This window comes from Bradyrhizobium sp. HKCCYLRH3059 (genome assembly GCF_051168035.1).
Taxonomy (GTDB): domain Bacteria; phylum Pseudomonadota; class Alphaproteobacteria; order Rhizobiales; family Xanthobacteraceae; genus Bradyrhizobium.
Genome location: NZ_JBNPUF010000001.1, coordinates 277,396 through 302,516, shown reverse-complemented (window position 1 = coordinate 302,516; position 25,121 = coordinate 277,396). Strand labels below are relative to the sequence as shown.

Genomic DNA, 25,121 nt, shown 5'->3' with positions numbered 1-25,121 from the left:
GCCCGCTGCAAGCCATCCGGCGCCTCGCGCTGACGGTTCTTAAATACCCCCTCCGGGTATACAGATCAATTGGGATTTCCACGCATGACCTCGCTCGACAGCTTCAAGTGTCGCAAGACCCTCAAGGTCGGAACGAAGAGCTACATCTATTACAGCTTGCCCACAGCCGAGAAGAACGGTCTCAAGGACATCTCCAAGCTGCCGTATTCGATGAAGGTGCTGCTCGAGAACCTGCTGCGCAACGAGGACGGCCGCACCGTCACCAAGGACGACATCGTCGCGGTGTCCAAATGGCTGCGCAAGAAGTCGCTGGAGCATGAGATCGCCTTCCGCCCGGCGCGCGTGCTGATGCAGGATTTCACCGGCGTGCCGGCGGTGGTCGACCTCGCGGCGATGCGCAACGCGATGCAGAAGCTGGGCGGCGATGCCGAGAAGATCAACCCGCTGGTGCCGGTCGATCTCGTCATCGACCACTCGGTGATCGTGAACTACTTCGGTGACAACAAGGCGTTCGGCAAGAACGTCGCCGAGGAGTACAAGCAGAACCAGGAGCGTTACGAATTCCTGAAATGGGGCCAAAAGGCGTTCTCGAACTTCTCCGTCGTGCCGCCCGGCACCGGCATCTGCCACCAGGTCAACCTCGAATACCTGGCGCAGACGGTCTGGACCAAGAAGGAGAAGATGACGGTCGGCCGCACCAAGGGCACCTTCGAGGTCGCCTATCCGGATTCGCTGGTCGGCACTGACTCCCACACCACCATGGTCAATGGTCTCGCCGTGCTCGGCTGGGGCGTTGGCGGCATCGAGGCCGAGGCCTGCATGCTCGGCCAGCCGCTGTCGATGCTGCTGCCAGACGTCGTCGGCTTCAAGCTGACCGGCGCGCTGAAGGAAGGCGTCACCGCGACGGATCTCGTGCTGACCGTCACCCAGATGCTGCGCAAGCTCGGCGTGGTCGGCAAGTTCGTCGAGTTCTTCGGCCCCGGCCTCGACCATCTCTCGGTCGCCGACAAGTCGACCATTGCCAACATGGCTCCGGAATACGGCGCGACCTGCGGCTTCTTCCCGGTTGACGCCGCCACCATCGACTATCTCAAGACCTCGGGTCGCAAGGCGCCGCGCGTCGCGCTGGTCGAGGCCTATGCCAAGGCGCAGGGTCTGTTCCGCACTGCCAAGTCGCCGGACCCGGTGTTCACGCAGACGCTGACCCTCGATCTCGCCGACGTCGTGCCGTCGATGGCCGGTCCGAAGCGTCCCGAAGGCCGCATCGCGCTGCCGGCGGTGGCCGAAGGCTTCGCGACCGCGCTGGCTGGGGAGTACAAGAAGCCCGACGCTGCGCAGCGCTTCCCGGTCGAGGGCAAGGACTTCGACATCGGCCATGGCGACGTCGTCATCGCCGCCATCACCTCCTGCACCAACACCTCGAATCCGAGCGTGCTGATCGGCGCCGGCCTCTTGGCCCGCAACGCCGCCGCCAAGGGCCTCAAGGCCAAGCCGTGGGTGAAGACCTCCCTCGCTCCCGGCAGTCAGGTGGTTGCCGAATACCTTGCCAACTCGGGCCTGCAGAAGGACCTCGACAAGGTCGGCTTCAACCTCGTCGGATTCGGCTGCACCACCTGCATCGGCAATTCCGGCCCGCTGCCGGAGGAGATCTCGAAGTCGATCAACGACAACGGCGTGGTCGCGGCGGCCGTGCTGTCGGGTAACCGCAACTTCGAAGGCCGCGTCTCGCCGGACGTGCAGGCCAACTATCTGGCCTCGCCGCCGCTGGTCGTGGCCTATGCGCTGGCCGGCACCGTGACCAAGGATCTTTCGGTCGAGCCGATCGGCATCGGCAAGGACAAGAAGCCGGTCTACCTGAAGGACATCTGGCCGACGACCAAGGAGGTCAACGACTTCGTCAAGAAGTTCGTCAAGGCGTCGATCTTCAAGAAGCGCTACGCCGACGTGTTCAAGGGCGACACCAACTGGCGCAAGATCAAGACGGTCGAGAGCGAGACCTATCGCTGGAACATGTCGTCGACCTACGTGCAGAACCCGCCGTATTTCGAGGGCATGAAGAAGGAGCCCGAGCCGATCAAGGACATCGTCGAGGCTCGCGTGCTGGCGCTGTTCGGCGACAAGATCACGACCGACCACATCTCGCCGGCCGGTTCGATCAAGCTGACCTCGCCCGCCGGCAAGTTCCTCAGCGAGCACCAGGTCCGCCCGGCTGACTTCAACCAGTATGGCACGCGCCGCGGCAATCACGAGATCATGATGCGCGGTACCTTCGCCAACATCCGCATCAAGAACTTCATGCTCAAGGGTGCTGACGGCAACATTCCAGAGGGCGGCCTGACCAAGCACTGGCCCGACGGCGAGCAGATGTCGATCTACGACGCCGCGATGAAGTATCAGGAAGAGGGCGTGCCGCTGGTGGTGTTCGCCGGCGCCGAATACGGCAACGGTTCGTCGCGCGACTGGGCCGCCAAAGGTACCCGGCTGCTGGGCGTCCGTGCCGTGATCTGCCAGAGCTTCGAGCGCATCCATCGCTCCAATCTGGTGGGTATGGGCGTGCTGCCGCTCACCTTCCAGGAAGGCACGTCCTGGTCCTCGCTCGGCCTCAAGGGCGACGAGAAGGTTACCATCAAGGGCCTGCAAGGCGACCTGAAGCCGCGCCAAACCCTGACCGCCGAGATCGTCTCGGCCGACGGCGCGGCGCAGCAGGTGCCGCTGCTCTGCCGGATCGATACGCTCGACGAGCTCGACTACTACCGCAACGGCGGCATCCTGCACTACGTGCTGCGCAAGCTCGCCGCTTAACCAACGCGCGATGCGACAGTTTGGCTCACTCTGAAGTGAGTAGCGGGTGATGAAGGAGGCGGCCTATGACAAAGGCCGCCTCTTTTGCATTTTCGGTTTGTTAACTACGAGGACGGCATCGCGGATGCAGTGATGCACAGGGCGCAGCGGACGGTGGTCCAGACGGGACAGTGGCGATGAGTGGACAGATGTCGTGGTGGTCGCGCGCAGCGCTGAGTGTCTGTGCGGTCATCGCTTTCGTCCGGCCAGCTGCGTCCGATCCCCGTGCGGTGATCGAACTCTTCACCTCGCAAGGCTGTTCGTCCTGCCCGCCGGCTGACAAGATCCTCGGCGAGCTCGCCAGAGATCCTTCGGTCATCGCGCTGTCGCTGCCGATCGACTACTGGGACTATCTCGGCTGGAAGGACACGCTGGCCGACTCCCGCTTCACGGCCCGGCAGCGGGCCTATTCTCGTGCGCGCGGCGACCGCGAGGTCTATACGCCGCAGGCGGTGGTCAACGGCTCCGTGCATGTGATCGGCAGCGACCGCGAGGCGATCGAGGGTGCCATCGAGGAGACCGTCCAGGGTGGCAGCGTGATGTCGGTGCCGGTGAGGCTGTCGGTCGACGGCCAGGACCTTACTGTCTCCGTGGCCGCGGCCAACGACCAGATGCCGCGCAAGCACGGCGAGGTCTGGGTCTGCTCGATCTCGCGGGTGGTCCCGATCTCGGTCGGCCGCGGCGAGAACAGCGGCCGTGATCTGACCTATTACAACGTCGTTCGCGGTCTTCAGAAGCTGGGTGACTGGAACGGGTCGCCGGTCAGATGGAGCGTGCCGCTGGAGAAGATCGCCCGCGAGGGCGTCGATGGCACCGTCGTCTATGTGCAGGACGGCAGTCGCGACCGCCCTGGGCCGATGCTCGGGGCCGCCTTTTCCGAGTTGCCGTTGGGCGGACGGGCTTCAGCAACGGCGCGCGGTCCCGAGCGCTGATCTTCCGTCGTCCTGATCTTCGTTTTCGCTGACCTGCGTTGGGCGCGTCACGTCCGTGCGACGGCGCGTCCCGACAATCTTACGTGCAGCTCACGCCAGAAAAGCAAAAGGACCAACTTGCGTTGGCCCTTTGCCTTACTTGTGAATAGACCCGATCCTGACGACCCCGGGGGGCTGGGGGCTGAGGAATCCGGAACCGAAAGGACCGGGCCAACGCACACGAATCTTATGCCGAAGGTCGGGGGCGGTCGGTGGGCGGAAAGACGGCGCGATTATGATTCTGCTAACGATCCCGTGACGCTTGCGTGTTCGCGGAACCGACGGCCTCGCAGGCTCGGTCGAACTTCAACAACGAAAACGGCCCCTTGCGGCTTCTGCCGGATGGCGCGATCATGTCACACGGATGACAGGAGGACGCCAATGAACCTCACGCCGGAGGACGCCGACCCCAGCGAGAACCGCGCGGCGGCGCGCAGTGCGGCCGCAGCGCCGAGCCGGGTGACGTTCGACCGCCTGGAGCTGAACCGCATCCTGAACCTCTACGGCCGCATGGTCGCCGACGGTGAGTGGCGCGACTATTCAATCGACTTCCTGCGTGACCGGGCCGTCTTCTCCGTGTTTCGCCGGGCGTCCGAGGTGCCGATCTACCGCATCGAGAAGGATCCGCGTCTCGCACGCAAGCAGGGCATGTACAGCGTGATCTCGGCCACCGGGCTGATCCTGCGCCGCGGCCACGAGCTCGAGCGCGTGCTGCTGGTGATCGCGCCCAAACCAGCCCTGGTCTGATCCCACGCGTTCCGGCTTGATCATGACATTCCGACTGGCGCTGCCTTACGCCGGGACGTCGCTGCTCCCGGCCCCGAGCGGGCGCTGCATCATCACAGTATCGAGCCAGCGGCCGAATTTCAGGCCGACGCTCGGGTGGGTGCCGATCATCTGGAAGCCGCAGGCGGTATGCAGCCCGACCGAGCCGGAATTGGCGGAGTCGCCGATGACGGCGATCATCTGGCGAAAGCCTCCCTCCTCACAGGCGTCGATCAGCCGCCGCATCAGGCGCATCCCGATGCCGCGACGCTGGCTGGCCGGAGCGAGATAGACCGAGTTCTCCACCGTGAAGCGATAGGCAGGGCGGGGCCGGTAGGGCCCGGCATAGGCATAGCCCACCACCTCTCCGTCCAGCAGGGCAGCGAAATAGGGGAAGCCGCCGTCGCGGAGCGCCCGGAAGCGGCGCGTCATCTCCGCCAGATCCGGAGGGTCGAGCTCGAAGGTGGCCGTGCCCTCGCGGACGGCTTGGCCGTAGATGGCGGTGATGGCGGGAAGGTCGGCCTCCTGGGTGGGCCGGATTTCAATGTCGGACATGGGGGGAAGCATACCCGGGCGGACGCGGCGATCAATCCGGCCTCGCGGCATGGCTGCCGCTGCGGCTTTGCGCCGGTCGCAATCGGGGTTTGTGCAAACGAAAAGCCCCGGCGGTGAGGCCGGGGCTTCGAAGGTCGCTCGTTCGAGCGGTTGGATATCAGTCGCGCTGTCCGAGCAACTGCAGCAGCAGCGTGAACAGGTTGATGAAGTTCAAGTACAGCGACAGGGCGCCGGTGATTGCCGCGCGCTCCGCGATGTCGCCGCCCGCGGAAGCGTAGCCGTAGATGTACTCGTTCTTCAGACGCTGCGTGTCCCAGGCGGTCAGGCCGGCGAACACGAACACGCCGATCACCGAGACGATGAACTGCAGCATCGAGCTCGCCAGGAACAGGTTCACGAGGCTCGCCAGCACGATGCCGATCAGGCCCATGAACAGGAACGAGCCCATGCCCGTCATGTCACGCTTGGTCGTGTAGCCGTAGAGGCTCAGCGCGCCGAACGTCGCCGCGGTGATGAAGAACACCCGCACGATCGAGGTGTGGGTGTACACCAAGAAGATCGACGACAGCGAGATGCCCATCAAGGCCGAGAACACCCAGAACAGGATCTGTGCGGTCGACGGCGCCAAGCGGTTGATGCCGGCCGAGATCGCGAACACCATGACCAGGGGGGCCAGGATGAACAGCCACTTCAGCGGGCTCACGAACATCGCGTAGCCGAACTGCGTCAGATAGGCGTTACCGAACTTGAACACGCCGGCCGCCGGATCGCCGGTCACCGACGCCATGTAGACGCCCAGTGCCGCAAGGCCGGTGATGGCCAGGCCGATGCTCATGTAATTGTAGATGCGCAGCATGTAGGCGCGCAGACCGGCGTCGACGGTCGCGGCATCGGCGCGCCCGGCCACCCGGCCAAAGGGTGAAGCATAGTTGCGGTCTAGGTCCGACATGGTCGATTCCCGTTGGTTGCCCGGCAGCCCGGTCCTGACAGGACCGTTGGCCGGTTCTCGAAAAACCCTATCTCATACCCACCGCTGCAGATATTAAATTTGCGTCATCGGCAAATTCGCCATCTTTTGGCAGGTCTCTGAGCCCATTCCCTAGATGGGAAACTAGCATATCTGCCGCAAGCTTCCACGCGCGGCTGAATGTCGCTCCGCGCGCGTCCCAGCCGCAGAAATCGCGTTAACCGTGCGGCATGAGCGCGCAAGCCGCTACAGATTCCGAAGAACCGTCGCGGGCTTCTGGTTGAGCGCCAGCAGCGTGCCGGCCAGACCGAGGCCGACCGTCACGATCAGCGCGGCTACGACGACCAGCGCGGCGCTGCCGGCCTGCCAGGCGAAGCTCAACGTCATCAGCCGGGTCACGATCAGCCAGGCGGACACCGAGCCGGCGATGACGCCGAACGCGGCGGTGGCAAACCCGATCATCAGATATTCCAGCGCGTAGGCGCCGAGCAGCCGCAGCCTTGTCGCGCCCAGGGTCTTCAGGATGACGGCATCGTAGACCCGGTGGCGGTGGCCGGCTGCCAGCGCGCCGCCCAGCACCAGGATGGCCGAGATCAGCGTCACCGCACTGGCGCCGCGGATGGCGAGCGCGAGGTTGGAGACCACCGAGCCCACCGTCTCCATCACCTCGCGGACCCGCACGCTGGTCACCATCGGGAAGGCGTCGGCCACCTTGCGGATGACACGGGCATCCTCGGCGGTATCGGAGCGCGCCTCGGTGAGGGTGGCGACATGGGTGTGCGGCGCTCCCTTGAAGGCATTCGGGGAGAACACCAGCACGAAATTGATGCCGAGCCCCTGCCAGTCGATGGTGCGCATGTTCCCGATCCGCGCCGTGATGTCGCGTCCGAGCACGTTGACCACGATGTCGTCACCGAGCTTGAGGCCGAGACCGTCGGCGATCCGCTTCTCGATCGAAACCAGCGGCGGGCCGCTGTAGGTCTCGCCCCACCACTCGCCCTCGACGACCTTGGATCCTTTGGGAACTTCGGCGGTATAGGTCAGGCCCCGGTCGCTCTGCAGCACCCATTCGGTGTCCGTCGTCGCCTTGAGGTCCTCGGCGCGCACGCCGCGGGCGGAGACGATGCGCCCGCGCAGCATCGGCACGTCTTCGACAGTGGATTGAGGGGCGAGGTCCCTGAGGAAGTCGCGGAAGCGGTCGGCCTCGCCGGAGGGGACGTCGATGAAGAAAAACGACGGCGCCTGTTCCGGCAGTTGAGCCAGGAACTGGCGTCGCAGATTGCCGTCGATCTGGGTAATCGTGACCAGCACGGCGAGTCCCAGCCCGAGCGACAGCACCACGGACGGTGTCAGCGCGCCCGGGCGATAGATATTGCTGACCGCCAGCCGCAGCATCGGGAAGCGGCTGCGCGGCAGGGCGCGCGCAATCGCCATCACCGCGGCGGCAATGCCGCGCAACAGCACGAACACCAGCGCGGCGGCGACGACGAACACGGCTGCGATGCGCTTGTCGTAGGACAGGCCGATCACGACTGCGATCAGCAGCGCGACAGTGCCCGCGATCAGCACCAGATAGCTCCAGCGCGGACGGTGCCATTCGGCGATAACCGCCTCGCGGAACAACGCCGCCACCGGCACGTCGCGTATGCGCCCGAGCGGCCACAGACCGAACGCCAGTGCGGTGAGCAGACCATAGACGAAGGACAGCGCCAGCTCATCCGAATGAATGGCCGGGATCACGGGCAGCGGCAGGATGTTGCCGAACAGCCCGACGATGGCAAACGGCAGGGCCGCCCCGGCGCTGAGGCCGATGATCGAACCGATCGTGGCGAGCACCATCACCTGCACGAGGTAGATGCCGAACACGTCGCGGCTGGTGGCGCCGAGGGCCTTGAAGGCCGCGATCACCTCGGTCCGGCGGTCGACATGGCTCTTGACCGCATTGGCGACGCCGACGCCGCCGACCAGCAGGGCGGCGAGACCGACCAGGGTGAGGAACTGGGTGAAGCGGCCGATCGTCCGCTCCAGTTGCGGCGAGGCGTTGCTGCGGCTGCGGATCTCCCATCCGGCCGACGGCAGCGTCAGGCGGGTATCGGCGATGAAGGACGCCGCGGCGTGGTCGTCCTTGGCATTGTCGGGCAGCCGGACCCGGTAGGTCCAGCGCACCAGGCTGCCAGGCTGCAGCAGCGGCGTGGCCCGCAGGCCCGCCTCGCTGATCAGGAAGCGCGGCCCGAGTCCGATGCCGCCGGACAATTTGTCGGGCTCGGCCTGCAGCGCGCTGCGAATCTGGAAGCGGACCGTGTCGATGGTGACGGTGTCGCCGATCCTCAGATCGAGCCGAGCCAGCAGCGCCGGATCCGCCGCAGCTCCGTAGACGCCGTCGCGCTCGGCCAGGATGTCGGCCATCGGCAGATCTGGCTGGAGCTCAGCCTTGCCGAGCAGCGGATAGGCGTTGTCGACCGCCTTCAGCTCGACCAGCGCCAGCTTGGCGTCGCCCGAGCGCACCATGGCGCGCAGGGTCGCTGCCAGAGACAGCTTTCCACGCGAGCGCAGGAAGTCGATCTCCTCCGGCTTGGCCTCGCGCTGAAACAGTGAAAAGGCAACGTCGCCGCCGAGCAGCGTACGTCCTTCGCGAACCAGGCCGTCGTTGAGGCTCGCCGCCACCGAGCCGACACCGGCAATGGCGAGCACGCCCAGCGCGATGCAGGCGATGAAGACGTAGAAGCCGCGCAGGCCGCCCCGCAGCTCGCGCAGCGCGTAGCGCACGGGCAGCGCGGCCATGCGGCCGCCGGCGATCGGTTCAGCGACGGTGGTCATGCGAGGGCCGGCTCGTGCGCGCCGCCGTCGGCTTCGATTCGCCCCGAGCGCAGCCGGACCACGCGGTCGCAACGATGCGCAAGCCCGCTGTCATGGGTCACCAGCACCAGCGTCATGCCGCGCTCGGCATGCTTGGTGAACAGCAGGTCCACGATCTGCCGTCCGGTGGTCTCGTCGAGATTGCCGGTCGGCTCGTCGGCCACCAGAATGGCCGGGTCCGGCGCAAGTGCCCGCGCCAGCGCCACGCGCTGCTGCTCGCCGCCCGAGAGCTGGGTCGGATAGTGGTGCAGCCGGTGTCCGAGTCCGACCGAATCCAGCTCGCGGGCGGCACGCTCGGCGGCGCCGACATGTCCGGCCAGCTCCAGCGGCACCGCGACATTCTCCAGCGCGGTCATGGTCGGGATCAGATGGAAGGACTGGAAGACGATGCCGACCTGGCGGCCGCGGAACCGGGCCAGGGCGTCCTCGTCCAGGGCATTGAAAGCGGTCCCGTTGACCACCACCTCACCCCCATCAGGACGTTCCAGCCCCGCCATCACCATCAGCAATGTGGACTTGCCAGAGCCCGACGGTCCGATCAGACCGATCGTCTCGCCCTGTCCCACCCGCAGGCTGATGTCCTTGAGGATATGGACCCGCGCCGCGCCGGTGCCGAGCGAGAGGTTGACGTTCGAGATGGTAATGGTGTCCGGCGCAAGGCCGGCCAAAGGCGAGGTTTCGATGAGACTGTCCATGGCTCGGTCATATGGCAACTCCGCAAGCCGGGTCGAGAGGCGCGGACATATCTTCGTGCACATACTCGTGTTGATGCTCGCCTTGATGACAGTCGGGCCCGCGTTCGCGGGTGCCGAGGCCGTCAAGCCGATCAAGCTCGTCGTTCTCGGCGATTCCTTGAGCGCGGGACTCGGCCTGTCCGCCTCGGATGCGTTTCCAGCCAAGCTGCAGAAGGCGTTGCAGGCCAAGGGGCTGCCGATCGACCTCACCAATGCCGGCGTGTCCGGGGACACCTCGTCCGGCGGCCGCGACCGGCTCGACTGGTCGGTGCCGGAGGGGACCGAAGCGGTCATCGTCGAGCTCGGCGCCAATGACGCGCTGCGCGGCATCGATCCCGCCGTGACGCGCAAGGCTTTGAGCGAGATCGTGGCCCGGCTGAAGGCCAGGGGCATCGCCGTGATGCTGTGCGGCATGCTGGCGCCGCCGAATTTCGGCAGCGACTACGCCGCGAAATTCAACGCGATCTACCCCGATCTCGCCAAGCAGTTCGACGTGCCGCTGTATCCATTCCTCCTCGATGGCGTCGCCGCCGACGCCAAGCTGAACCAGGCCGACGGCATCCACCCCACTGCGGCGGGCGTCGACATCATCGTGTCCAGGCTGTTGCCTACGGCGGAAGCATTCCTGCGTCCGCTTCGTGGGCAATGACGGAACGAAGCGCCGCGTCGATCATTTGCGATAACCTTAAGGACCGGGTTTTCCGCAGCTTTTACCGGCGTTAACCCGCCTTCCGTCGCGGAGTCATATAAGTTCGGTAGGAATGATGCATTGGCGATTCGTCGTCGATCATTTCTCGAAGGCATGATCTCGTCAATTTTCGAGATCAGCCTCCAGCATCGGGAGTCCTGAAACGATGCCGCGTTTGTTTACTGGACTGGAAATCCCGGCCGAGGTGGGCCACACGCTTTCCGGTTTGCGGGGTGGCCTCCCCGGCGCCCGCTGGATCGATCCCGAAAATTACCATGTGACGTTGCGTTTCATCGGTGACATTGACGGCGCCTCCGCCAACGAGATCGCCTCGATGCTGTGGCGGGTGAACCGCAAGCCGTTCGAAGTGACGGTGCAGGGTCTCTCCAGCTTCGGCGGCCGCAAGCCGCGCGCCGTCGTTGCCAACGTCGCGCCGAGCCGCCCCCTGATCGAGCTGCAGGCCGAGCTCGAGCGGCTCATGCAGCGGATCGGGCTCGATCCGGAGGGCCGCAAATTCGTGCCCCACGTCACGCTGGCGCGGCTGCACGATGCGTCGAGCCAGGACGTCGCCGACTATCTCTCCGTCCGCGGCTATTTCCCGAGCCGCGTGTTCATGGCCGAGCGCTTCGTGCTGTTTTCGTCGCGTGCCTCGACCGGCGGCGGGCCCTATGTGGTCGAGGACGCCTACGACCTCTCGCCGGGGGTGAGGTCTGCAGCGGGGTCGTTCAAGCCAGCCTTTCGCTGAGGCCGGGAGCGAAGACGAACGTCGTTAGCCCCGGACTAACGATCACGGCGGCGTTTGCGTGCCATATACCACGACCACACGGCTCCGACGCATGGCGGCTTCCACCATTTGCGGATTGCATTTTGCGTAAGTCTCATGACCTAGAGTGGGCTCATGCTGTCCACTCCGTCAGACGCGTTCCGCGCGCAATATCAGTCTTTGGTCGATACCGGTGCGATCGAGGCCGACCTCGCCCAGGCCGAGGTCGCCGACGCCCTGGCGGCGCTGGAGCGCCGGCTCTCCACCTACAAGCCCACGCGCAAGCAAGGCTTGTTGGGCCGCCTTTTTGCCGACAAGAGCGAGCCGCCGAACGGCCTCTATGTCCATGGCGAGGTCGGGCGCGGCAAGACCATGCTGATGGACCTGTTCTTCCAGAACTGTCCCGTCGAGCACAAGCGCCGCGCGCATTTTCACGAATTCATGGCCGAGGTGCATGAGCGCATCTACGGCTACCGCCAGAACATCGCGCGCGGCGAACTCGCCGATGCCGATGTGATCGGTCTCACGGCGCAGGCGATCTTCGATCAGGCTTGGCTGCTCTGTTTCGACGAATTCCATGTCACCGACATCGCCGACGCGATGATCCTGGGACGTCTGTTCGCCAGGCTGTTCGAGCTCGGCACGGTGGTGGTGGCGACCTCCAACGTCGCGCCTGAAGACCTCTACAAAGGCGGCCTCAACCGCGCGCTGTTCCTGCCCTTCATCAAGCAGATTGCCGACCACATGGACGTGATGCGGCTGGACGCGCGCACCGATTTCCGGCTGGAGAAGCTGGCCGGCGTGAAGATGTGGCTGGTGCCGGCCGATGTCGACGCGCGAGCGGCGCTCGACAAGGCCTGGGCGCGGCTCACGGGCCATGCCAAGTGCAAGCCGCGCGACATGACGATCAAGGGGCGCATCCTGCACGTCCCGTGCTCCGCCAACGGCGTCGCCCGCTTCGATTTTGCCGATCTCTGCGAGAAGCCGCTGGCGGCCTCGGACTATCTGCGGCTCGCGCACGACTATCATACGATCCTGATCGATCACGTTCCGGTCATGGATCTGACCGAGCGCAATGCCGCCAAGCGGTTCATCACCCTGATCGATACGCTCTACGACAACGCCGTGAAGCTGATCGCCTCCGCCGAAGCCGACCCGATTTCGCTCTACGTCGCGACCGAGGGCATCGAGGCCATGGAGTTCAAGCGGACCACCTCGCGCCTGATCGAGATGGGTTCGGACTCCTATCTGGCCCTGCCGCACGGGCGGAAGGACTCGGCGGCATCTGGGACTTCCACGGGGTTGGTCGAAACCTGACAAATACTGGAGTTTTGGCGAACGCCAGCCGCCGGGCACACAGCCGCGAAAAGGCCACGCCAATCATGCTGAAAGGATCATCAGCAGCCGTCGCCCGGTCCTGATCGAAATCAAGGCAGGCCCGTCAATTGGCCATAGCTTGACTTGAACGGCCGGGGCGAAAGGGATAACCACCAGTCGACTTTTCAACCTCCCTCACTCCTTCGGGTTCAAAGGAAAATTTGCCATGGCGCGCGACAAGATTGCTTTGATTGGCTCCGGTCAGATCGGCGGAACGCTGGCTCACCTCGTCGGCCTCAAGGAGCTCGGCGACGTCGTGATGTTCGACATTGCCGAAGGCGTTCCGCAGGGCAAGGCGCTCGACATCGCCCAGTCATCGCCGGTCGACGGCTTCGACGCGCACTACACCGGCGCCAACTCCTATGAGGCGCTCGACAACGCCAAGGTGTGCATCGTCACCGCGGGCGTGCCGCGCAAGCCCGGCATGAGCCGCGACGACCTCTTGTCGATCAACCTGAAGGTGATGGAGCAGGTCGGCGCCGGCATCAAGAAGTACGCGCCCGACGCCTTCGTCATCTGCATCACCAATCCGCTCGACGCGATGGTCTGGGCGCTGCAGAAGGCCTCGGGGCTTCCGGCCAAGAAGGTCGTCGGCATGGCCGGTGTGCTCGACTCGGCGCGTTTCCGCTACTTCCTGGCTGATGAGTTCAACGTCTCGGTCGAGGACGTCACCGCCTTCGTGCTCGGCGGTCATGGCGACACCATGGTTCCGCTGACCAAGTACTCGACCGTTGCCGGCATTCCGCTGCCCGACCTCGTCAAGATGGGCTGGACGTCGCAGGCCCGCATCGACGAGATCGTCGATCGCACCCGCAACGGCGGCGCCGAGATCGTCAACCTGCTGAAGACCGGCTCCGCCTACTACGCCCCGGCGGCGTCGGCGATCGCAATGGCCGAGAGCTATCTGCGCGACAAGAAGCGGGTGCTGCCCTGCGCGGCGCATCTCAACGGCGAGTTCGGCGTCAAGGACATGTATGTCGGCGTGCCCGTCGTGATCGGCTCCAAGGGTGTCGAGCGCATCGTCGAGATCGAGCTCGCCGGCAAGGACCGCGAGGCGTTCGACAAGTCGGTCGCCGCCGTGCAGGGCCTGGTCGACGCCTGCAAGAAGATCGCGCCCGACCTGCTCGGCCGCTGATCAGGGGTCATTCACGGGGCGTAATCTCGCCCACATCGAGTTGCAGGATGTTTGGTATATGGTATACCAGACATCCTAACAACAATTCTGGTCGTCACCCCATCGCGGGTTCGGGGAGCAAGCGCTTATGAACATTCACGAATATCAGGCCAAGGCACTGCTGCACGAGTTCGGCGTGCCGATTTCCAAGGGCGTGCCGGTTCTCCGTCCGGAGGACGCGGATGCGGCGGCGAAGACGCTCGGTGGCCCGGTCTGGGTCGTGAAGAGCCAGATCCACGCCGGTGGCCGTGGCAAGGGCAAGTTCAAGGAGGCCTCGGCCGGCGACAAGGGCGGCGTCCGCCTCGCCAAGTCGATCGACGAGGTCAACACTTTCGCCAAGCAGATGCTGGGCGCGACGCTGGTGACCGTGCAGACCGGCCCCGACGGCAAGCAGGTCAATCGCCTCTACATCGAGGACGGCTCGGATATCGACAAGGAGTTCTATCTGTCGCTGCTGGTCGACCGCGAGACCTCGAGGGTCGCCTTCGTGGTGTCGACCGAAGGCGGCGTCAACATCGAGGACGTCGCCCACGAGACCCCCGAGAAGATCGTGACCTTCTCGGTCGACCCGGCCACCGGCGTCATGGGCCATCACGGCCGCGCCGTCGCCAAGGCGCTGAAGCTCTCCGGCGACCTCGCCAAGCAGGCCGAGAAGCTCACCACCCAACTCTACAATGCGTTCGTCGCCAAGGACATGGCGATGCTCGAGATCAACCCGCTGGTCGTCACTAAGCAGGGCCAGCTGCGCGTGCTCGACGCCAAGGTGTCGTTCGACTCCAACGCGCTGTTCAAGCACCCGGAAGTCGTCGCGCTGCGTGACGAGACCGAGGAAGATGCCAAGGAGATCGAGGCCTCCAAATACGACCTCAACTACGTTGCGCTCGACGGCACCATCGGCTGCATGGTCAACGGCGCCGGCCTTGCCATGGCGACGATGGACATCATCAAGCTCTACGGCATGGAGCCCGCCAACTTCCTCGACGTCGGCGGTGGCGCCAGCAAGGAGAAGGTCGCGGCGGCGTTCAAGATCATCACCGCCGACCCGAACGTGAAGGGCATCCTGGTCAACATCTTCGGCGGCATCATGAAGTGCGATGTCATCGCCGAGGGCGTCGTGGCCGCGGTCAAGGAAGTCGGCCTGAAGGTGCCGCTCGTGGTGCGCCTCGAAGGCACCAATGTCGATCTCGGCAAGAAGATCATCAGCGAGTCCGGTCTGAACGTGTTGCCCGCCGACAATCTCGACGACGCCGCGCAGAAGATCGTCAAGGCCGTCAAGGGAGGCTGAGCGCCGGTCCAGGCGCTCGCTCATTCCTCACCGCAACGCTTTTAGAGAAAGCACGATGTCCATCCTCATCGACAAGAACACCAAGGTCATCTGCCAGGGCTTCACTGGCAAGAACGGCACCTTCCACTCCGAGGCGGCGATCGCCTACGGCACCAAGATGGTCGGCGGCACGTCGCCGGGCAAAGGCGGCTCGACCCACCTCGGCCTGCCCGTGTTCGACACCGTCAAGGAGGCCCGCGAGGCCACCGGGGCCGACGCCTCGGTGATCTACGTCCCGCCGCCGGGCGCCGCCGACGCGATCTGCGAGGCGATCGACGCCGAGGTCCCGCTGATCGTCTGCATCACCGAGGGCATCCCGGTGCTGGACATGGTCCGCGTCAAGCGCTCGCTGCAGGGCTCCAAGTCGCGCCTGATCGGGCCGAACTGCCCGGGCGTGATGACCGCCGGCGAGTGCAAGATCGGCATCATGCCGGCCAACATCTTCAAGCCCGGTTCGGTCGGCATCGTGTCGCGCTCCGGCACGCTGACCTACGAGGCGGTGTTCCAGACCACCTCGGAAGGTCTCGGCCAGACCACGGCGGTCGGCATCGGCGGTGATCCGGTCAAGGGCACCGAGTTCATCGACATGCTCGAGATGTTCCTCGCTGACCCCAAGACCACCTCGATCATCATGATCGGTGAGATCGGCGGCTCGGCCGAGGAGGACGCGGCGCAGTTCATCAAGGACGAAGCCAAGCGCGGTCGCAAGAAACCGATGGTGGGATTCATCGCCGGCGTCACCGCGCCTCCCGGCCGTCGCATGGGGCATGCCGGCGCGATCATCTCCGGCGGCAAGGGCGATGCCGGCTCGAAGACGGCCGCGATGGAAGCGGCTGGTATTACCGTGTCGCCGTCGCCTGCGCGGCTCGGAAAGACGCTTGTCGAAAAGTTGAAATCCTGATTCAGGACTTAGTGCTTTTCGGCGCGAATATTTACAATAAATAAGGTAAACGGTCCTAACCCGAGCCTGATCCGCGTCCCCCGCGGGTCAGGCATTGCGCCGTTTTGATTGGGCGCATCGAAATTACCAGGACGCCACCATGTCTCGCCAAGATGCGAACGCCGCCTTCGCCCTGTCGTCTTTTCTGCAGGGCACCAATGCCACCTACATCGATGAGATCTACGCCCGCTACGAGAAGGATCCCGCTTCGGTCGACCCGGAATGGCAGGAGTTCTTCAAGAGCCTGAAGGATGCGCCGGCCGACGTGCAGAAGAATGCGTCGGGCCCCTCCTGGGCGCGCAGCAACTGGCCGGTCTCCCCCCGGGACGAATTGACCTCGGCGCTGGACGGCAACTGGGCCGTCGTCGAGAAGAAGGTCGGCGAGAAGATTGCGCAGAAGGCTCAGGCCAAGGGCATCGAATTGTCGGCGGCCGACGTCAACCAGGCCACCCGCGACTCCGTCCGCGCGTTGATGCTGATCCGCGCCTACCGCATGCGCGGCCACTTCCACGCCAAGCTCGATCCGCTCGGCATCGAGGCGCCGCGCAACCGCGAGGAGCTGGACCCGCGCTCCTACGGTTTCACCGAGGCCGACTACGACCGCAAGATCTTCCTCGATCACGTGCTCGGCCTCGAATACGGCAGCTTGCGCGAGATCGTCGCGATCTGCGAGCGCACCTATTGCCAGACGCTTGGCGTCGAGTTCATGCACATTACGAACGCGGCGCAGAAGGCCTGGATCCAGGAGCGCATCGAGGGGCCGGACAAGGAGATCTCGTTCACCCGTGAGGGCCGTCGCGCGATTCTGCAGAAGCTGATCGAATCCGAAGGCTTCGAGAAGTTCTGCGACGTCAAGTTCACCGGCACCAAGCGCTTCGGTCTCGACGGCGGCGAGTCGCTGATCCCGGCGCTGGAGCAGATTATCAAGCGCGGCGGCAATCTCGGCGTGAAGGAGATCGTGCTGGGCATGCCGCATCGCGGCCGCCTCAACGTGCTGACCCAGGTCATGGGCAAGCCGCATCGCGCGCTGTTCCACGAGTTCAAGGGCGGCTCGGCCAATCCCGACGCGGTCGAAGGCTCCGGCGACGTCAAGTACCACCTCGGCGCCTCCTCGGACCGCGAGTTCGACGGCAATCGCATCCACCTGTCGCTGACCGCCAACCCCTCGCATCTCGAGATCGTCGACCCCGTGGTGCTCGGCAAGGTCCGCGCCAAGCAGGACCAGCACGGCGATCCGCCCGACATGCGCATCTCGGTGCTGCCGCTCTTGATGCATGGCGACGCTGCGTTCGCCGGCCAGGGCGTGGTGGCGGAGTGCTTCGCGCTGTCGGATCTGAAAGGCTACCGGACCGGTGGCTCGATTCATTTCATCGTCAACAACCAGATCGGCTTCACGACCTATCCGCGCTATTCGCGCTCGTCGCCCTATCCGTCCGATGTCGCCAAGATGATCGATGCGCCGATCTTCCACGTGAACGGTGACGATCCGGAAGCGGTGGTGTTCGCGGCCAAGGTCGCGACCGAGTTCCGGCAGAAGTTCCACAAGCCGGTCGTCATCGACATGTTCTGCTACCGCAGGCATGGCCACAACGAAGGTGACGAGCCGGCTTTCACCCAGCCGGTGATGTACAAGAAGATCGCCGGCCATCCGTCGACCTTGGAGATCTACTCCAAGCGGCTGGTCGCCGAAGGCGTGATGACCGAGGGCGAGGTCGACAAGGCCAAGGCCGACTGGCGCGCCCGTCTCGACGCCGAGTTCGAGGCCGGCACGAGCTATCGTCCGAACAAGGCCGACTGGCTCGACGGCAAGTGGGCGGGTTTCAAGTCCGCCGACCAGGAGGAGGAGGCGCGCCGCGGCGTCACCGGCGTCGAGATCGACCGCCTCAAGGAGATCGGCCGCAAGATCACCAAGGTGCCGGACGGCTTCCGCCTGCATCGGACGATCCAGCGTTTCCTCGAGAACCGCGCCAAGGCGATCGAGAGCGGCATCGGGCTCGACTGGGCGACCGGCGAGGCGCTGGCGTACTGCTCGCTGCTGCTCGAAGGCCACAAGGTTCGCCTCTCCGGCCAGGACAGCGAGCGCGGCACCTTCTCGCAGCGCCATTCGGTGCTGATCGATCAGGAGGACGAGAGCCGCTACACGCCGTTCAACCATCTGGCGCCGGAGCAGGGCCACTTCGAGGTCATCAACTCGCTGCTGTCCGAAGAAGCCGTGCTCGGCTTCGAATACGGCTATTCGCTCGCAGAGCCGACCGCGCTGACCCTGTGGGAGGCGCAGTTCGGCGACTTCGCCAACGGCGCTCAGGTGTTGTTCGACCAGTTCATCTCGTCGGGCGAGCGCAAATGGTTGCGCATGTCCGGCCTGGTCTGCCTGCTGCCGCACGGCTATGAGGGCCAGGGCCCCGAGCATTCCTCGGCACGCCTCGAGCGCTATCTGCAGATGTGCGCCGAGGACAACATGCAGGTGGTCTATCCGACCACGCCGGCAAACTACTTCCACGTGCTGCGCCGCCAGCTGCATCGCGAGATCCGCAAGCCGCTGATCGTGATGACGCCGAAATCGCTGCTGCGCCACAAGCGCGCGGTGTCTCGGCTCGAGGAGCTCGCCAAGGGCACCACGTTCCACCGCATCCTGTACGATGACGCCCAGATGCAGGCGGACGACAAGACCAAGCTGGTGCCGGACGACCAGATCCGCCGCATCGTGCTGTGCTCGGGCAAGGTGTATTACGATCTCTACGACGAGCGCGAGAAGCGCGGGCTCAACGACGTCTACCTGATGCGCGTCGAGCAGCTCTATCCGGTGCCACTCAAGGCGCTGGTCGCCGAGCTCGGCCGCTTCAAGAACGCAGAAGTCGTGTGGTGTCAGGAAGAGCCGCGCAACATGGGCGCGTGGCACTTCATCGAGCCGTATCTCGAGTGGGTGCTGAACCAGACCGGCGGCAAGAGCAAGCGTCCGCGCTATGCCGGCCGTGCTGCGTCGGCCGCGACCGCCACGGGCCTGATGTCCAAGCATCTCGCCCAGCTGAAGGCGCTGCTCGACGAAGCCCTGAACTGAACCTGCCTTTTTTGACGCGCCCCGCAATCTGCGGGGCGCAAGTACATCGCGTTGATCGTCCGTCCCGCATCGCTTGCTCGCCGCAAGGCGATGGCGGACCGGCTTTATGACCGCACGGGTTATTGAGGATAAAGACCATGACTGAAATTCGCGTTCCGACGCTGGGTGAATCCGTCACCGAAGCCACCATCGGCCGCTGGTTCAAGAAGGCAGGCGACGCCGTGGCGGTCGACGAGCCCCTCGTCGAGCTCGAGACCGACAAGGTCACGATCGAGGTGCCCGCGCCTTCGGCCGGCACCTTGGGCGAGATCATCGCCAAGGATGGCGAGACGGTCGCCGTCGGCGCGCTGCTCGGCCAGATCAATGATGGCGCGGCTGCTGCGAAGCCTGCCGCTGCTGCGCCCGCTCCCGCGAAGCCCGCCGCGCCGCCGCCGGCTGCGGCTCCCGCCCCTGCCAAGGCGCTGCCCGCCGATACCCCGCAGGCGCCGTCGGTTCGCAAGCTCTCGGCCGAGAGCGGCGTCGATGCGACCACCGTGCCGGGCTCCGGCAAGGACGGCCGCGTCACCAAGGGCGACATGCTGGCCGCCATCGAGCGCGCAGCGTCCGCGCCGACCCCGGTCAATCAGCCCGCCGCCTCGGTCCAGGTGCGTGCGCCGTCGCCGGCCGACGACGCCGCGCGCGAGGAGCGCGTGAAGATGACGCGGCTGCGCCAGACCATCGCGCGCCGCCTCAAGGACGTGCAGAACACCGCGGCGATGCTGACGACCTTCAACGAGGTCGACATGACCAACGTCATGGCGCTGCGCAGCCAGTACAAGGACGTGTTCGAGAAGAAGCACGGCTCCAAGCTCGGCTTCATGGGCTTCTTCACCAAGGCCGTGGTGCAGGCGCTCAAGGACATCCCGGCGGTCAACGCCGAGATCGACGGCACCGACCTGATCTACAAGAACTACTATCACATCGGCGTCGCCGTCGGCACCGACAAGGGCTTGGTCGTGCCCGTCGTGCGCGACTGCGACCACAAGTCGATCGCCGACATCGAGAAGGGCATCGCCGATTTCGGCCGCCGCGCCCGTGACGGCCAGCTCAAGATCGACGAGATGCAGGGCGGCACCTTCACCATCACCAATGGCGGCATCTACGGCTCGCTGATGTCGACCCCGATCCTGAACGCGCCGCAGTCCGGCATCCTCGGCATGCACAAGATCCAGGAGCGCCCGGTGGTGGTCGGCGGCAAGATCGAAGTCCGCCCGATGATGTATCTGGCGCTGTCCTACGATCACCGCGTCATCGACGGCAAGGAAGCCGTGACGTTCCTGGTGCGCGTCAAGGAAAGCCTGGAGGATCCGGCACGGCTCGTGCTGGATCTCTGAGGGCACGCGACGACTTGAAGACATGAGGCGCGCTTCATGAGCGCGCCTCAGACCTAACGGGGGCCATCATGACCGACAGGGTTGCAGTGATCACCGGCGGCAGCCGCGGCATCGGCCGCGCCACCGCCATCGCCGCCGCATCGCGCGGCTTCAAGATCGTTGTCGGCTACGCCTCCAACGAGGCCGCCGCGCAGAGCACGGTGGCCGCGATCGAGGCCAAGAACGGCAAGGCCATCGCAGTCAAATGCGACGTCGGCCGCGAGCACGACATCCTCGCTCTGTTCAAGGCGGCGGACAAGTTCGGCACGCTCGGCGCGCTCATCAACAATGCCGGCATCGTCGGTCCGACCACGCGCGTCGACGAGATGAGCGCGGAGCGCATCGAGCGTTTGATGGCGGTCAACGTCACCGGCAGCATCCTGTGCGCACGTGAGGCGGTGAAGCGCATGTCGACGCGGCATGGCGGACAGGGCGGCGTGATCATCAACCTGTCGTCGGTCGCCGCCAAGCTCGGCTCGCCGAATACCTACGTCGATTATGCGGCGTCGAAGGGCGCGATCGATTCCTTCACCGTCGGCCTCGGTCATGAGGTCGCCAATGAAGGCATCCGCGTCGCCGCCATTCGCCCAGGGCTGATCGACACTGATATCCACGCCTCCGGCGGCGAGCCCGATCGCGCCCATCGTCTCGCCCCGCTGGTGCCGATGAAGCGCGTCGGCACCGCGGAGGAAATCGCCAATGCCATCGTCTGGCTGCTGTCGGACGAGGCTTCCTATGTCACTTCGGCCATTCTCGACGTGTCGGGCGGACGCTGACGACCGTCGCTATCTCTGACTTGCAAGCTTACGGAACATTCGATCATGGCATCCTACGATCTCGTCGTCATCGGCACCGGACCCGGTGGTTATGTTTGCGCCATCCGCGCAGCACAGCTCGGCATGAAGGTGGCCGTGGTCGAGAAGAACGCCACCCTCGGCGGCACCTGTCTCAATGTCGGCTGCATGCCGTCGAAGGCGCTGCTGCACGCCTCGGAGCTGTTCGAGGAAGCCGGGCACTCCTTCGCCAAGATGGGCATCAAGGTGCCCCAGCCCGAGATCGATCTGCCGGCGATGATGAACTTCAAGCAGCAGGGCATTGACGGCAACGTCAAGGGCGTCGAGTTCCTGATGAAGAAGAACAAGATCGACGTGCTCGTGGGCAAGGGCAAGATCCTCGGCACCGGCAAGCTGCAGGTCACCGGCAATGACGGCGCCGTGCAGACCGTCGAGACCAAGAACATCGTGATCGCGACGGGCTCGGACATCGCGCGGCTCAAGGGCATCGAGATCGATGAGAAGCGCATCGTGTCCTCGACCGGAGCTCTGTCGCTGGACAAGGTGCCTTCGACGCTCTTGGTGGTCGGCGCCGGCGTGATCGGGCTCGAACTCGGCTCGGTGTGGCGCCGCCTCGGCGCCAAGGTCACCGTGGTCGAATTCCTCGATCGCATCCTGCCCGGCATGGATGGCGAGATCGCCAAGCAGTTCCAACGAATCCTCGAGAAGCAGGGCTTTGCGTTCAAGCTCGGTGCCAAGGTGACCGGTGTCGACACCTCTGGCACGACGCTCTCGGCCATGATCGAGCCGGCGGCCGGCGGCGCTGCCGAGAAGATCGAAGCCGACGTGGTGCTCGTGGCGATCGGCCGCGTGCCCTACACCGAGGGACTCGGGCTGCAGGAAGCGGGCGTCGCGCTCGACAACCGCGGCCGCGTCCAGATCGACCATCATTTCGCGACCAGCGTGCCCGGCGTCTACGCCATCGGCGACGTCGTTGCAGGGCCGATGCTCGCGCACAAGGCGGAGGACGAGGGCGTCGCGGTGGCCGAGATCCTCGCGGGCCAGGCCGGGCACGTGAACTACGACGTCATTCCAGGCGTGGTCTACACGACGCCCGAAGTGGCCTCCGTCGGCAAGACCGAGGACGAGCTGAAGCAGGCCGGCGTCGCCTATACCGTCGGGAAGTTTCCGTTTACCGCGAATGGCCGTTCCAAGGTCAACCAGACCACTGACGGTTTCGTGAAGATCCTAGCCGATGCGAAGACGGATCGCGTGCTCGGCGCCCATATCATCGGCCGCGAGGCCGGGGAAATCATTCACGAGGCCGCCGTATTGATGGAGTTCGGTGGCTCTGCCGAGGATCTCGCGCGCACCTGCCACGCGCATCCGACACGGTCGGAGGCCGTGAAGGAAGCCGCGCTTGCGGTGGGTAAGCGGGCCATCCATATGTGATGGACGCCCGGAAGCGCCTTCGGTGGGTGCGACAAAACGCCCGCTTATGACGCTGAACCGAACGGCAAGGCGCGAGGTCGTATCGTCATAGCGGCCTCAACCCGCGAGGCCTGGCGGAGATGGAGTCCGATGCTGCGCCGCCTGCTTCAGCCGTTCTGGGTTCTGCTTGCGATCATCTTCCTGATCGAAGCCTGGCTGTGGGACCATCTCGAGCCGATCGTGGCGCGCATCGTCGCCGCGATACCGCTGCGTAGCTTCAAGCACTGGCTGGCCGCGCGCATCGAGACCCTGTCGCCGGCGCTGACCCTGATCGTCTTCGTCGTGCCGGTCGTGCTGCTGTTTCCGCTCAAGCTGATCGGCATGTGGCTTTTGATGCACCAGCAGTGGAAGTTTGCGCTGGCCACGATCGTGTTCGGCAAGATCGTCGGTGTCGGCGTCACCGCCTTCATCTTCGATGTGACGCGCAGCAAGCTGCTGCAGATGTCCTGGTTCGCGTGGCTCTACGAGGCCGTGCTCGCGCTGCGCAGGAAAGCCGCGGCGCTGGTCGATCCTATCAAGCAGCGCATCCGCGAGATCATCCACGGCAATGCCGATGGCTGGTCATCGCGCGTGCTGCGCGTGATCATGCGCTTCCGCAGGAGCGTGCAGCAGGCGCGGTAGTGGTGGTCGCGACGTCGCAAGCCAGTTGCTGTCGCTGACCTCAGTGCAGATGCAAGAGATGCGGCTGGAACAGGCCGAGCAGCGTCATGGCAATACCGATCAGCGCGAGCCCTCCGGAGGCCCAGGCCAGAACGATCATTCCCGTGATGATCGTCGCCGACGCCAGCACGATGCCGATCTGGAAGGCAGCCGACGCCAGCTCATAGTGGTGGTACTTCGCCGTCGCCTCGTCGCGCTCATGCTCGGCATGCTTGGCGCGCTCCGCCAACTGCTCGCTGCCTTCGCCGGTCTCGGGCTCGGAGCGATAGCGCGCAGCATTCTTCTGCCAATCGTCGATCTGCTTCTGCAACGCCGCCTTGGCCGCCTCGTCAGGCAGCGCCGGCAAGCTCAGTTTGCCCTGCTCGGCGGCGGTCTGCACCACGGTGCGGCGAACGGTCTTGGCCTGGAAGAAGGCCCAGAGATTCGAGGCCTCGACGTTCTTGCTGATGGATTCGGTCTGCGCGCCCTTGCCGAGCGTTTCGGACAGGGCCAGGAACAGGGCGATGACGGCGATCAGCAGCGCGATCTTCTTGTTTTCGCCGGACGCATGCTCGGCATGCTCCGCATGCTCCATGCTCTCATGTGCGCTCATCTGTTCCCCTCCGGATCAAGCAGCCAAGACGATTGCCGGAACCGGGGGGACAGCGCAAGCGAAACGATATGAACGAAAAATGTCACCGTCGCGGATGCGCTGACGCGTAGACCTGCAGCAGGCGCTCCGAATCGATGCCGGTATAGATCTGCGTCGTCGACAGCGAGGCGTGGCCGAGCAGCTCCTGGATCGCGCGCAGATCGCCGCCGCGCGACAGCAAGTGCGTGGCGAAGGAATGGCGCAGCGCGTGCGGCGTGGCGCTGTCGGGCAGGCCCAGCGCGCCGCGCAGCCGCTCCATCGCGAGCTGGATGATGCGCGGGCTCAACGGACCGCCCTTGGCGCCCAGAAACATCGGCCCCTCCGCAGGTAGCGGGTACGGGCAAAGCCTGGCATACTCGTCGATCAGCTGCAGCACGTTCTGCAGCACCGGCACCATCCGGGTCTTGTTGCCCTTGCCGGTCACGACCAGCACGTCGCCTTCGCCGGGGCGCGGCACTTCGCGGCGTTTCAGCCCGAGCGCCTCGGAGATGCGCAGGCCGGAGCCATACAGCAGCGCCATCACCGCGGCGTCGCGTGCCAGCACCCAGGTCTCGCGGGTCTCGCCGGCGCGCTCGTCGGCATCGGCGAGGCGCTTGGCGGCGTCCATCGGCAGCGGCTTCGGCAGGCTCTTGGCGATCTTTGGCGCGCGGATTCCTGAGAGGGCGCCGACCTTGCCCTTGCCCTCGCGCTCCAGAAAGCGCCCGAACGAGCGCAGGCCCGCCAAGGATCGCATCAGGGAACGTCCGGCGATGTCGTCGGCGCGGCGCATCGCCATGAAAGCGCGGATGTCGGCGGCCTCCAGCCCCGCGAAGCGCACCAGCGTCACCGGCTCGCCCCAATGGATGCAGAGGAATTGCAGGCACTGCCGGAGGTCACGGGCGTAGGCCTCGACCGTCTTCGGGGACAGCCGGCGCTCGCTGCGCAGATGCGCCAGCCACTGCATCATGGCCTGGACGACGCCCTCGTCGGCGCCGAGGAGGGCGGTGGCCTCAGACTCTTCGTCCGTGTCCGCGTGAGTCGGCTCTGTTTGCTTTGCCATGGCGTCCGTGCCCACGGATGGGTCGCTGTGAAGCGTTGTCGATCGCCGCGAACTCGGTTTGCGCCTCTCCCCGCTTGCGGGGGGAGGTCGGATTGCATCGTC

General features: G+C 65.3%; 20 protein-coding genes. 14 read left to right on the top strand and 6 right to left on the bottom strand.

Annotation, left to right across the window (positions count from 1 at the left end; all coding sequences use genetic code 11):
• The first annotated feature begins 84 nt into the window (after positions 1 to 84).
• The 3 genes from acnA (at position 85) to ACQR13_RS01370 (ending at position 4,559) form a co-directional block, all read left to right on the top strand.
• The gene (gene acnA, locus ACQR13_RS01380; RefSeq protein WP_316169945.1) at positions 85 to 2,802 is read left to right on the top strand and encodes an aconitate hydratase AcnA; all 2,718 of its coding nucleotides are present in this window, start codon (positions 85 to 87) and stop codon (positions 2,800 to 2,802) included.
• 188 nt (positions 2,803 to 2,990) lie between these two features.
• Complete coding sequence (locus ACQR13_RS01375; protein WP_315716182.1) at positions 2,991 to 3,773, top strand: DUF1223 domain-containing protein; 783 nt, start codon at positions 2,991 to 2,993, stop codon at positions 3,771 to 3,773.
• A gap of 420 nt (positions 3,774 to 4,193) precedes the next feature.
• Entirely contained in the window at positions 4,194 to 4,559 is a 366-nt protein-coding gene (locus tag ACQR13_RS01370; RefSeq protein ID WP_315750627.1) for a DUF2794 domain-containing protein, read from the top strand.
• A gap of 45 nt (positions 4,560 to 4,604) precedes the next feature.
• Here ACQR13_RS01370 and ACQR13_RS01365 read toward each other — a convergent pair whose 3' ends face one another.
• The 4 genes from ACQR13_RS01365 to ACQR13_RS01350 form a co-directional block, all read right to left on the bottom strand.
• Entirely contained in the window at positions 4,605 to 5,132 is a 528-nt protein-coding gene (locus ACQR13_RS01365) for a GNAT family N-acetyltransferase (protein ID WP_315716183.1), read from the bottom strand.
• Positions 5,133 to 5,289: 157 nt separating this feature from the next.
• A complete protein-coding gene (locus ACQR13_RS01360; RefSeq protein ID WP_250172563.1) occupies positions 5,290 to 6,081 on the bottom strand; it encodes a Bax inhibitor-1/YccA family protein in 792 nt (263 codons plus the stop codon).
• Between the two features lie 264 nt (positions 6,082 to 6,345).
• Positions 6,346 to 8,916, bottom strand: coding sequence for an ABC transporter permease (locus tag ACQR13_RS01355; RefSeq protein WP_316201922.1), 2,571 nt, complete (start codon positions 8,914 to 8,916; stop codon positions 6,346 to 6,348).
• The gene (locus ACQR13_RS01350) at positions 8,913 to 9,650 is read right to left on the bottom strand and encodes an ABC transporter ATP-binding protein (protein WP_316167768.1); all 738 of its coding nucleotides are present in this window, start codon (positions 9,648 to 9,650) and stop codon (positions 8,913 to 8,915) included. The genes ACQR13_RS01355 and ACQR13_RS01350 overlap by 4 nt, the downstream gene beginning before the upstream one ends.
• A gap of 55 nt (positions 9,651 to 9,705) precedes the next feature.
• Between ACQR13_RS01350 and ACQR13_RS01345 the strand changes: the two genes are divergently transcribed.
• The 11 genes from ACQR13_RS01345 (at position 9,706) to ACQR13_RS01295 (ending at position 23,310) form a co-directional block, all read left to right on the top strand.
• Complete coding sequence (locus tag ACQR13_RS01345) at positions 9,706 to 10,338, top strand: arylesterase (RefSeq protein WP_315750842.1); 633 nt, start codon at positions 9,706 to 9,708, stop codon at positions 10,336 to 10,338.
• Positions 10,339 to 10,543: 205 nt separating this feature from the next.
• Positions 10,544 to 11,122, top strand: a complete 579-nt coding sequence (gene thpR / locus ACQR13_RS01340; RefSeq protein ID WP_315825777.1) for an RNA 2',3'-cyclic phosphodiesterase — start codon at positions 10,544 to 10,546, stop codon at positions 11,120 to 11,122.
• Positions 11,123 to 11,275: 153 nt separating this feature from the next.
• The gene (gene zapE / locus ACQR13_RS01335; RefSeq protein ID WP_434845003.1) at positions 11,276 to 12,457 is read left to right on the top strand and encodes a cell division protein ZapE; all 1,182 of its coding nucleotides are present in this window, start codon (positions 11,276 to 11,278) and stop codon (positions 12,455 to 12,457) included.
• 226 nt (positions 12,458 to 12,683) lie between these two features.
• Entirely contained in the window at positions 12,684 to 13,652 is a 969-nt protein-coding gene (gene mdh / locus ACQR13_RS01330; RefSeq protein WP_009031546.1) for a malate dehydrogenase, read from the top strand.
• Between the two features lie 127 nt (positions 13,653 to 13,779).
• Complete coding sequence (gene sucC / locus ACQR13_RS01325; protein ID WP_315715925.1) at positions 13,780 to 14,976, top strand: ADP-forming succinate--CoA ligase subunit beta; 1,197 nt, start codon at positions 13,780 to 13,782, stop codon at positions 14,974 to 14,976.
• Positions 14,977 to 15,031: 55 nt separating this feature from the next.
• Positions 15,032 to 15,916 (top strand): succinate--CoA ligase subunit alpha, encoded by an 885-nt coding sequence (gene sucD / locus ACQR13_RS01320; RefSeq protein WP_172184319.1) that lies wholly within the window; start codon positions 15,032 to 15,034, stop codon positions 15,914 to 15,916.
• A gap of 139 nt (positions 15,917 to 16,055) precedes the next feature.
• Complete coding sequence (locus ACQR13_RS01315) at positions 16,056 to 19,013, top strand: 2-oxoglutarate dehydrogenase E1 component (RefSeq protein WP_434862523.1); 2,958 nt, start codon at positions 16,056 to 16,058, stop codon at positions 19,011 to 19,013.
• A 137-nt stretch (positions 19,014 to 19,150) separates the two neighbouring features.
• Positions 19,151 to 20,386 carry a 2-oxoglutarate dehydrogenase complex dihydrolipoyllysine-residue succinyltransferase gene (odhB, locus tag ACQR13_RS01310; RefSeq protein WP_316167764.1) on the top strand — a complete coding sequence of 412 codons (1,236 nt, stop codon included), beginning with the start codon at positions 19,151 to 19,153 and terminating at the stop codon, positions 20,384 to 20,386.
• A 68-nt stretch (positions 20,387 to 20,454) separates the two neighbouring features.
• Positions 20,455 to 21,201 (top strand): SDR family oxidoreductase, encoded by a 747-nt coding sequence (locus ACQR13_RS01305; RefSeq protein WP_315715928.1) that lies wholly within the window; start codon positions 20,455 to 20,457, stop codon positions 21,199 to 21,201.
• 45 nt (positions 21,202 to 21,246) lie between these two features.
• Positions 21,247 to 22,650: a dihydrolipoyl dehydrogenase gene (gene lpdA / locus ACQR13_RS01300; protein ID WP_315715929.1), complete on the top strand. Its 1,404-nt coding sequence runs from the start codon at positions 21,247 to 21,249 to the stop codon at positions 22,648 to 22,650.
• Positions 22,651 to 22,779: 129 nt separating this feature from the next.
• Positions 22,780 to 23,310, top strand: a complete 531-nt coding sequence (locus tag ACQR13_RS01295) for a hypothetical protein (protein ID WP_315715930.1) — start codon at positions 22,780 to 22,782, stop codon at positions 23,308 to 23,310.
• Positions 23,311 to 23,350: 40 nt separating this feature from the next.
• On the opposite strand, the gene ACQR13_RS01290 is transcribed toward ACQR13_RS01295, so the two are convergent.
• Both ACQR13_RS01290 and ACQR13_RS01285 read right to left on the bottom strand, forming a co-directional pair.
• Positions 23,351 to 23,941 (bottom strand): DUF4337 domain-containing protein, encoded by a 591-nt coding sequence (locus ACQR13_RS01290; RefSeq protein ID WP_315715931.1) that lies wholly within the window; start codon positions 23,939 to 23,941, stop codon positions 23,351 to 23,353.
• 82 nt (positions 23,942 to 24,023) lie between these two features.
• Positions 24,024 to 24,926 carry a tyrosine recombinase XerC gene (locus tag ACQR13_RS01285; RefSeq protein WP_315716184.1) on the bottom strand — a complete coding sequence of 301 codons (903 nt, stop codon included), beginning with the start codon at positions 24,924 to 24,926 and terminating at the stop codon, positions 24,024 to 24,026.
• Positions 24,927 to 25,121: the final 195 nt, after the last annotated feature.

Excerpts from the sequence above, each read along its gene's own strand:
- acnA (WP_316169945.1), top strand. The coding sequence starts at position 85 with ATGACCTCGCTCGACAGCTTCAAGTGTCGCAAGACCCTCAAGGTCGGA.
- ACQR13_RS01375 (WP_315716182.1), top strand. The coding sequence starts at position 2,991 with ATGTCGTGGTGGTCGCGCGCAGCGCTGAGTGTCTGTGCGGTCATCGCT.
- ACQR13_RS01370 (WP_315750627.1), top strand. The coding sequence starts at position 4,194 with ATGAACCTCACGCCGGAGGACGCCGACCCCAGCGAGAACCGCGCGGCG.
- ACQR13_RS01365 (WP_315716183.1), bottom strand. The coding sequence starts at position 5,132 with ATGTCCGACATTGAAATCCGGCCCACCCAGGAGGCCGACCTTCCCGCC.
- ACQR13_RS01360 (WP_250172563.1), bottom strand. The coding sequence starts at position 6,081 with ATGTCGGACCTAGACCGCAACTATGCTTCACCCTTTGGCCGGGTGGCC.
- ACQR13_RS01355 (WP_316201922.1), bottom strand. The coding sequence starts at position 8,916 with ATGACCACCGTCGCTGAACCGATCGCCGGCGGCCGCATGGCCGCGCTG.
- ACQR13_RS01350 (WP_316167768.1), bottom strand. The coding sequence starts at position 9,650 with ATGGACAGTCTCATCGAAACCTCGCCTTTGGCCGGCCTTGCGCCGGAC.
- thpR (WP_315825777.1), top strand. The coding sequence starts at position 10,544 with ATGCCGCGTTTGTTTACTGGACTGGAAATCCCGGCCGAGGTGGGCCAC.
- zapE (WP_434845003.1), top strand. The coding sequence starts at position 11,276 with ATGCTGTCCACTCCGTCAGACGCGTTCCGCGCGCAATATCAGTCTTTG.
- mdh (WP_009031546.1), top strand. The coding sequence starts at position 12,684 with ATGGCGCGCGACAAGATTGCTTTGATTGGCTCCGGTCAGATCGGCGGA.
- sucC (WP_315715925.1), top strand. The coding sequence starts at position 13,780 with ATGAACATTCACGAATATCAGGCCAAGGCACTGCTGCACGAGTTCGGC.
- sucD (WP_172184319.1), top strand. The coding sequence starts at position 15,032 with ATGTCCATCCTCATCGACAAGAACACCAAGGTCATCTGCCAGGGCTTC.
- ACQR13_RS01315 (WP_434862523.1), top strand. The coding sequence starts at position 16,056 with ATGTCTCGCCAAGATGCGAACGCCGCCTTCGCCCTGTCGTCTTTTCTG.
- odhB (WP_316167764.1), top strand. The coding sequence starts at position 19,151 with ATGACTGAAATTCGCGTTCCGACGCTGGGTGAATCCGTCACCGAAGCC.
- ACQR13_RS01305 (WP_315715928.1), top strand. The coding sequence starts at position 20,455 with ATGACCGACAGGGTTGCAGTGATCACCGGCGGCAGCCGCGGCATCGGC.
- lpdA (WP_315715929.1), top strand. The coding sequence starts at position 21,247 with ATGGCATCCTACGATCTCGTCGTCATCGGCACCGGACCCGGTGGTTAT.
- ACQR13_RS01295 (WP_315715930.1), top strand. The coding sequence starts at position 22,780 with ATGCTGCGCCGCCTGCTTCAGCCGTTCTGGGTTCTGCTTGCGATCATC.
- ACQR13_RS01290 (WP_315715931.1), bottom strand. The coding sequence starts at position 23,941 with ATGAGCGCACATGAGAGCATGGAGCATGCGGAGCATGCCGAGCATGCG.
- ACQR13_RS01285 (WP_315716184.1), bottom strand. The coding sequence starts at position 24,926 with ATGATGCAGTGGCTGGCGCATCTGCGCAGCGAGCGCCGGCTGTCCCCG.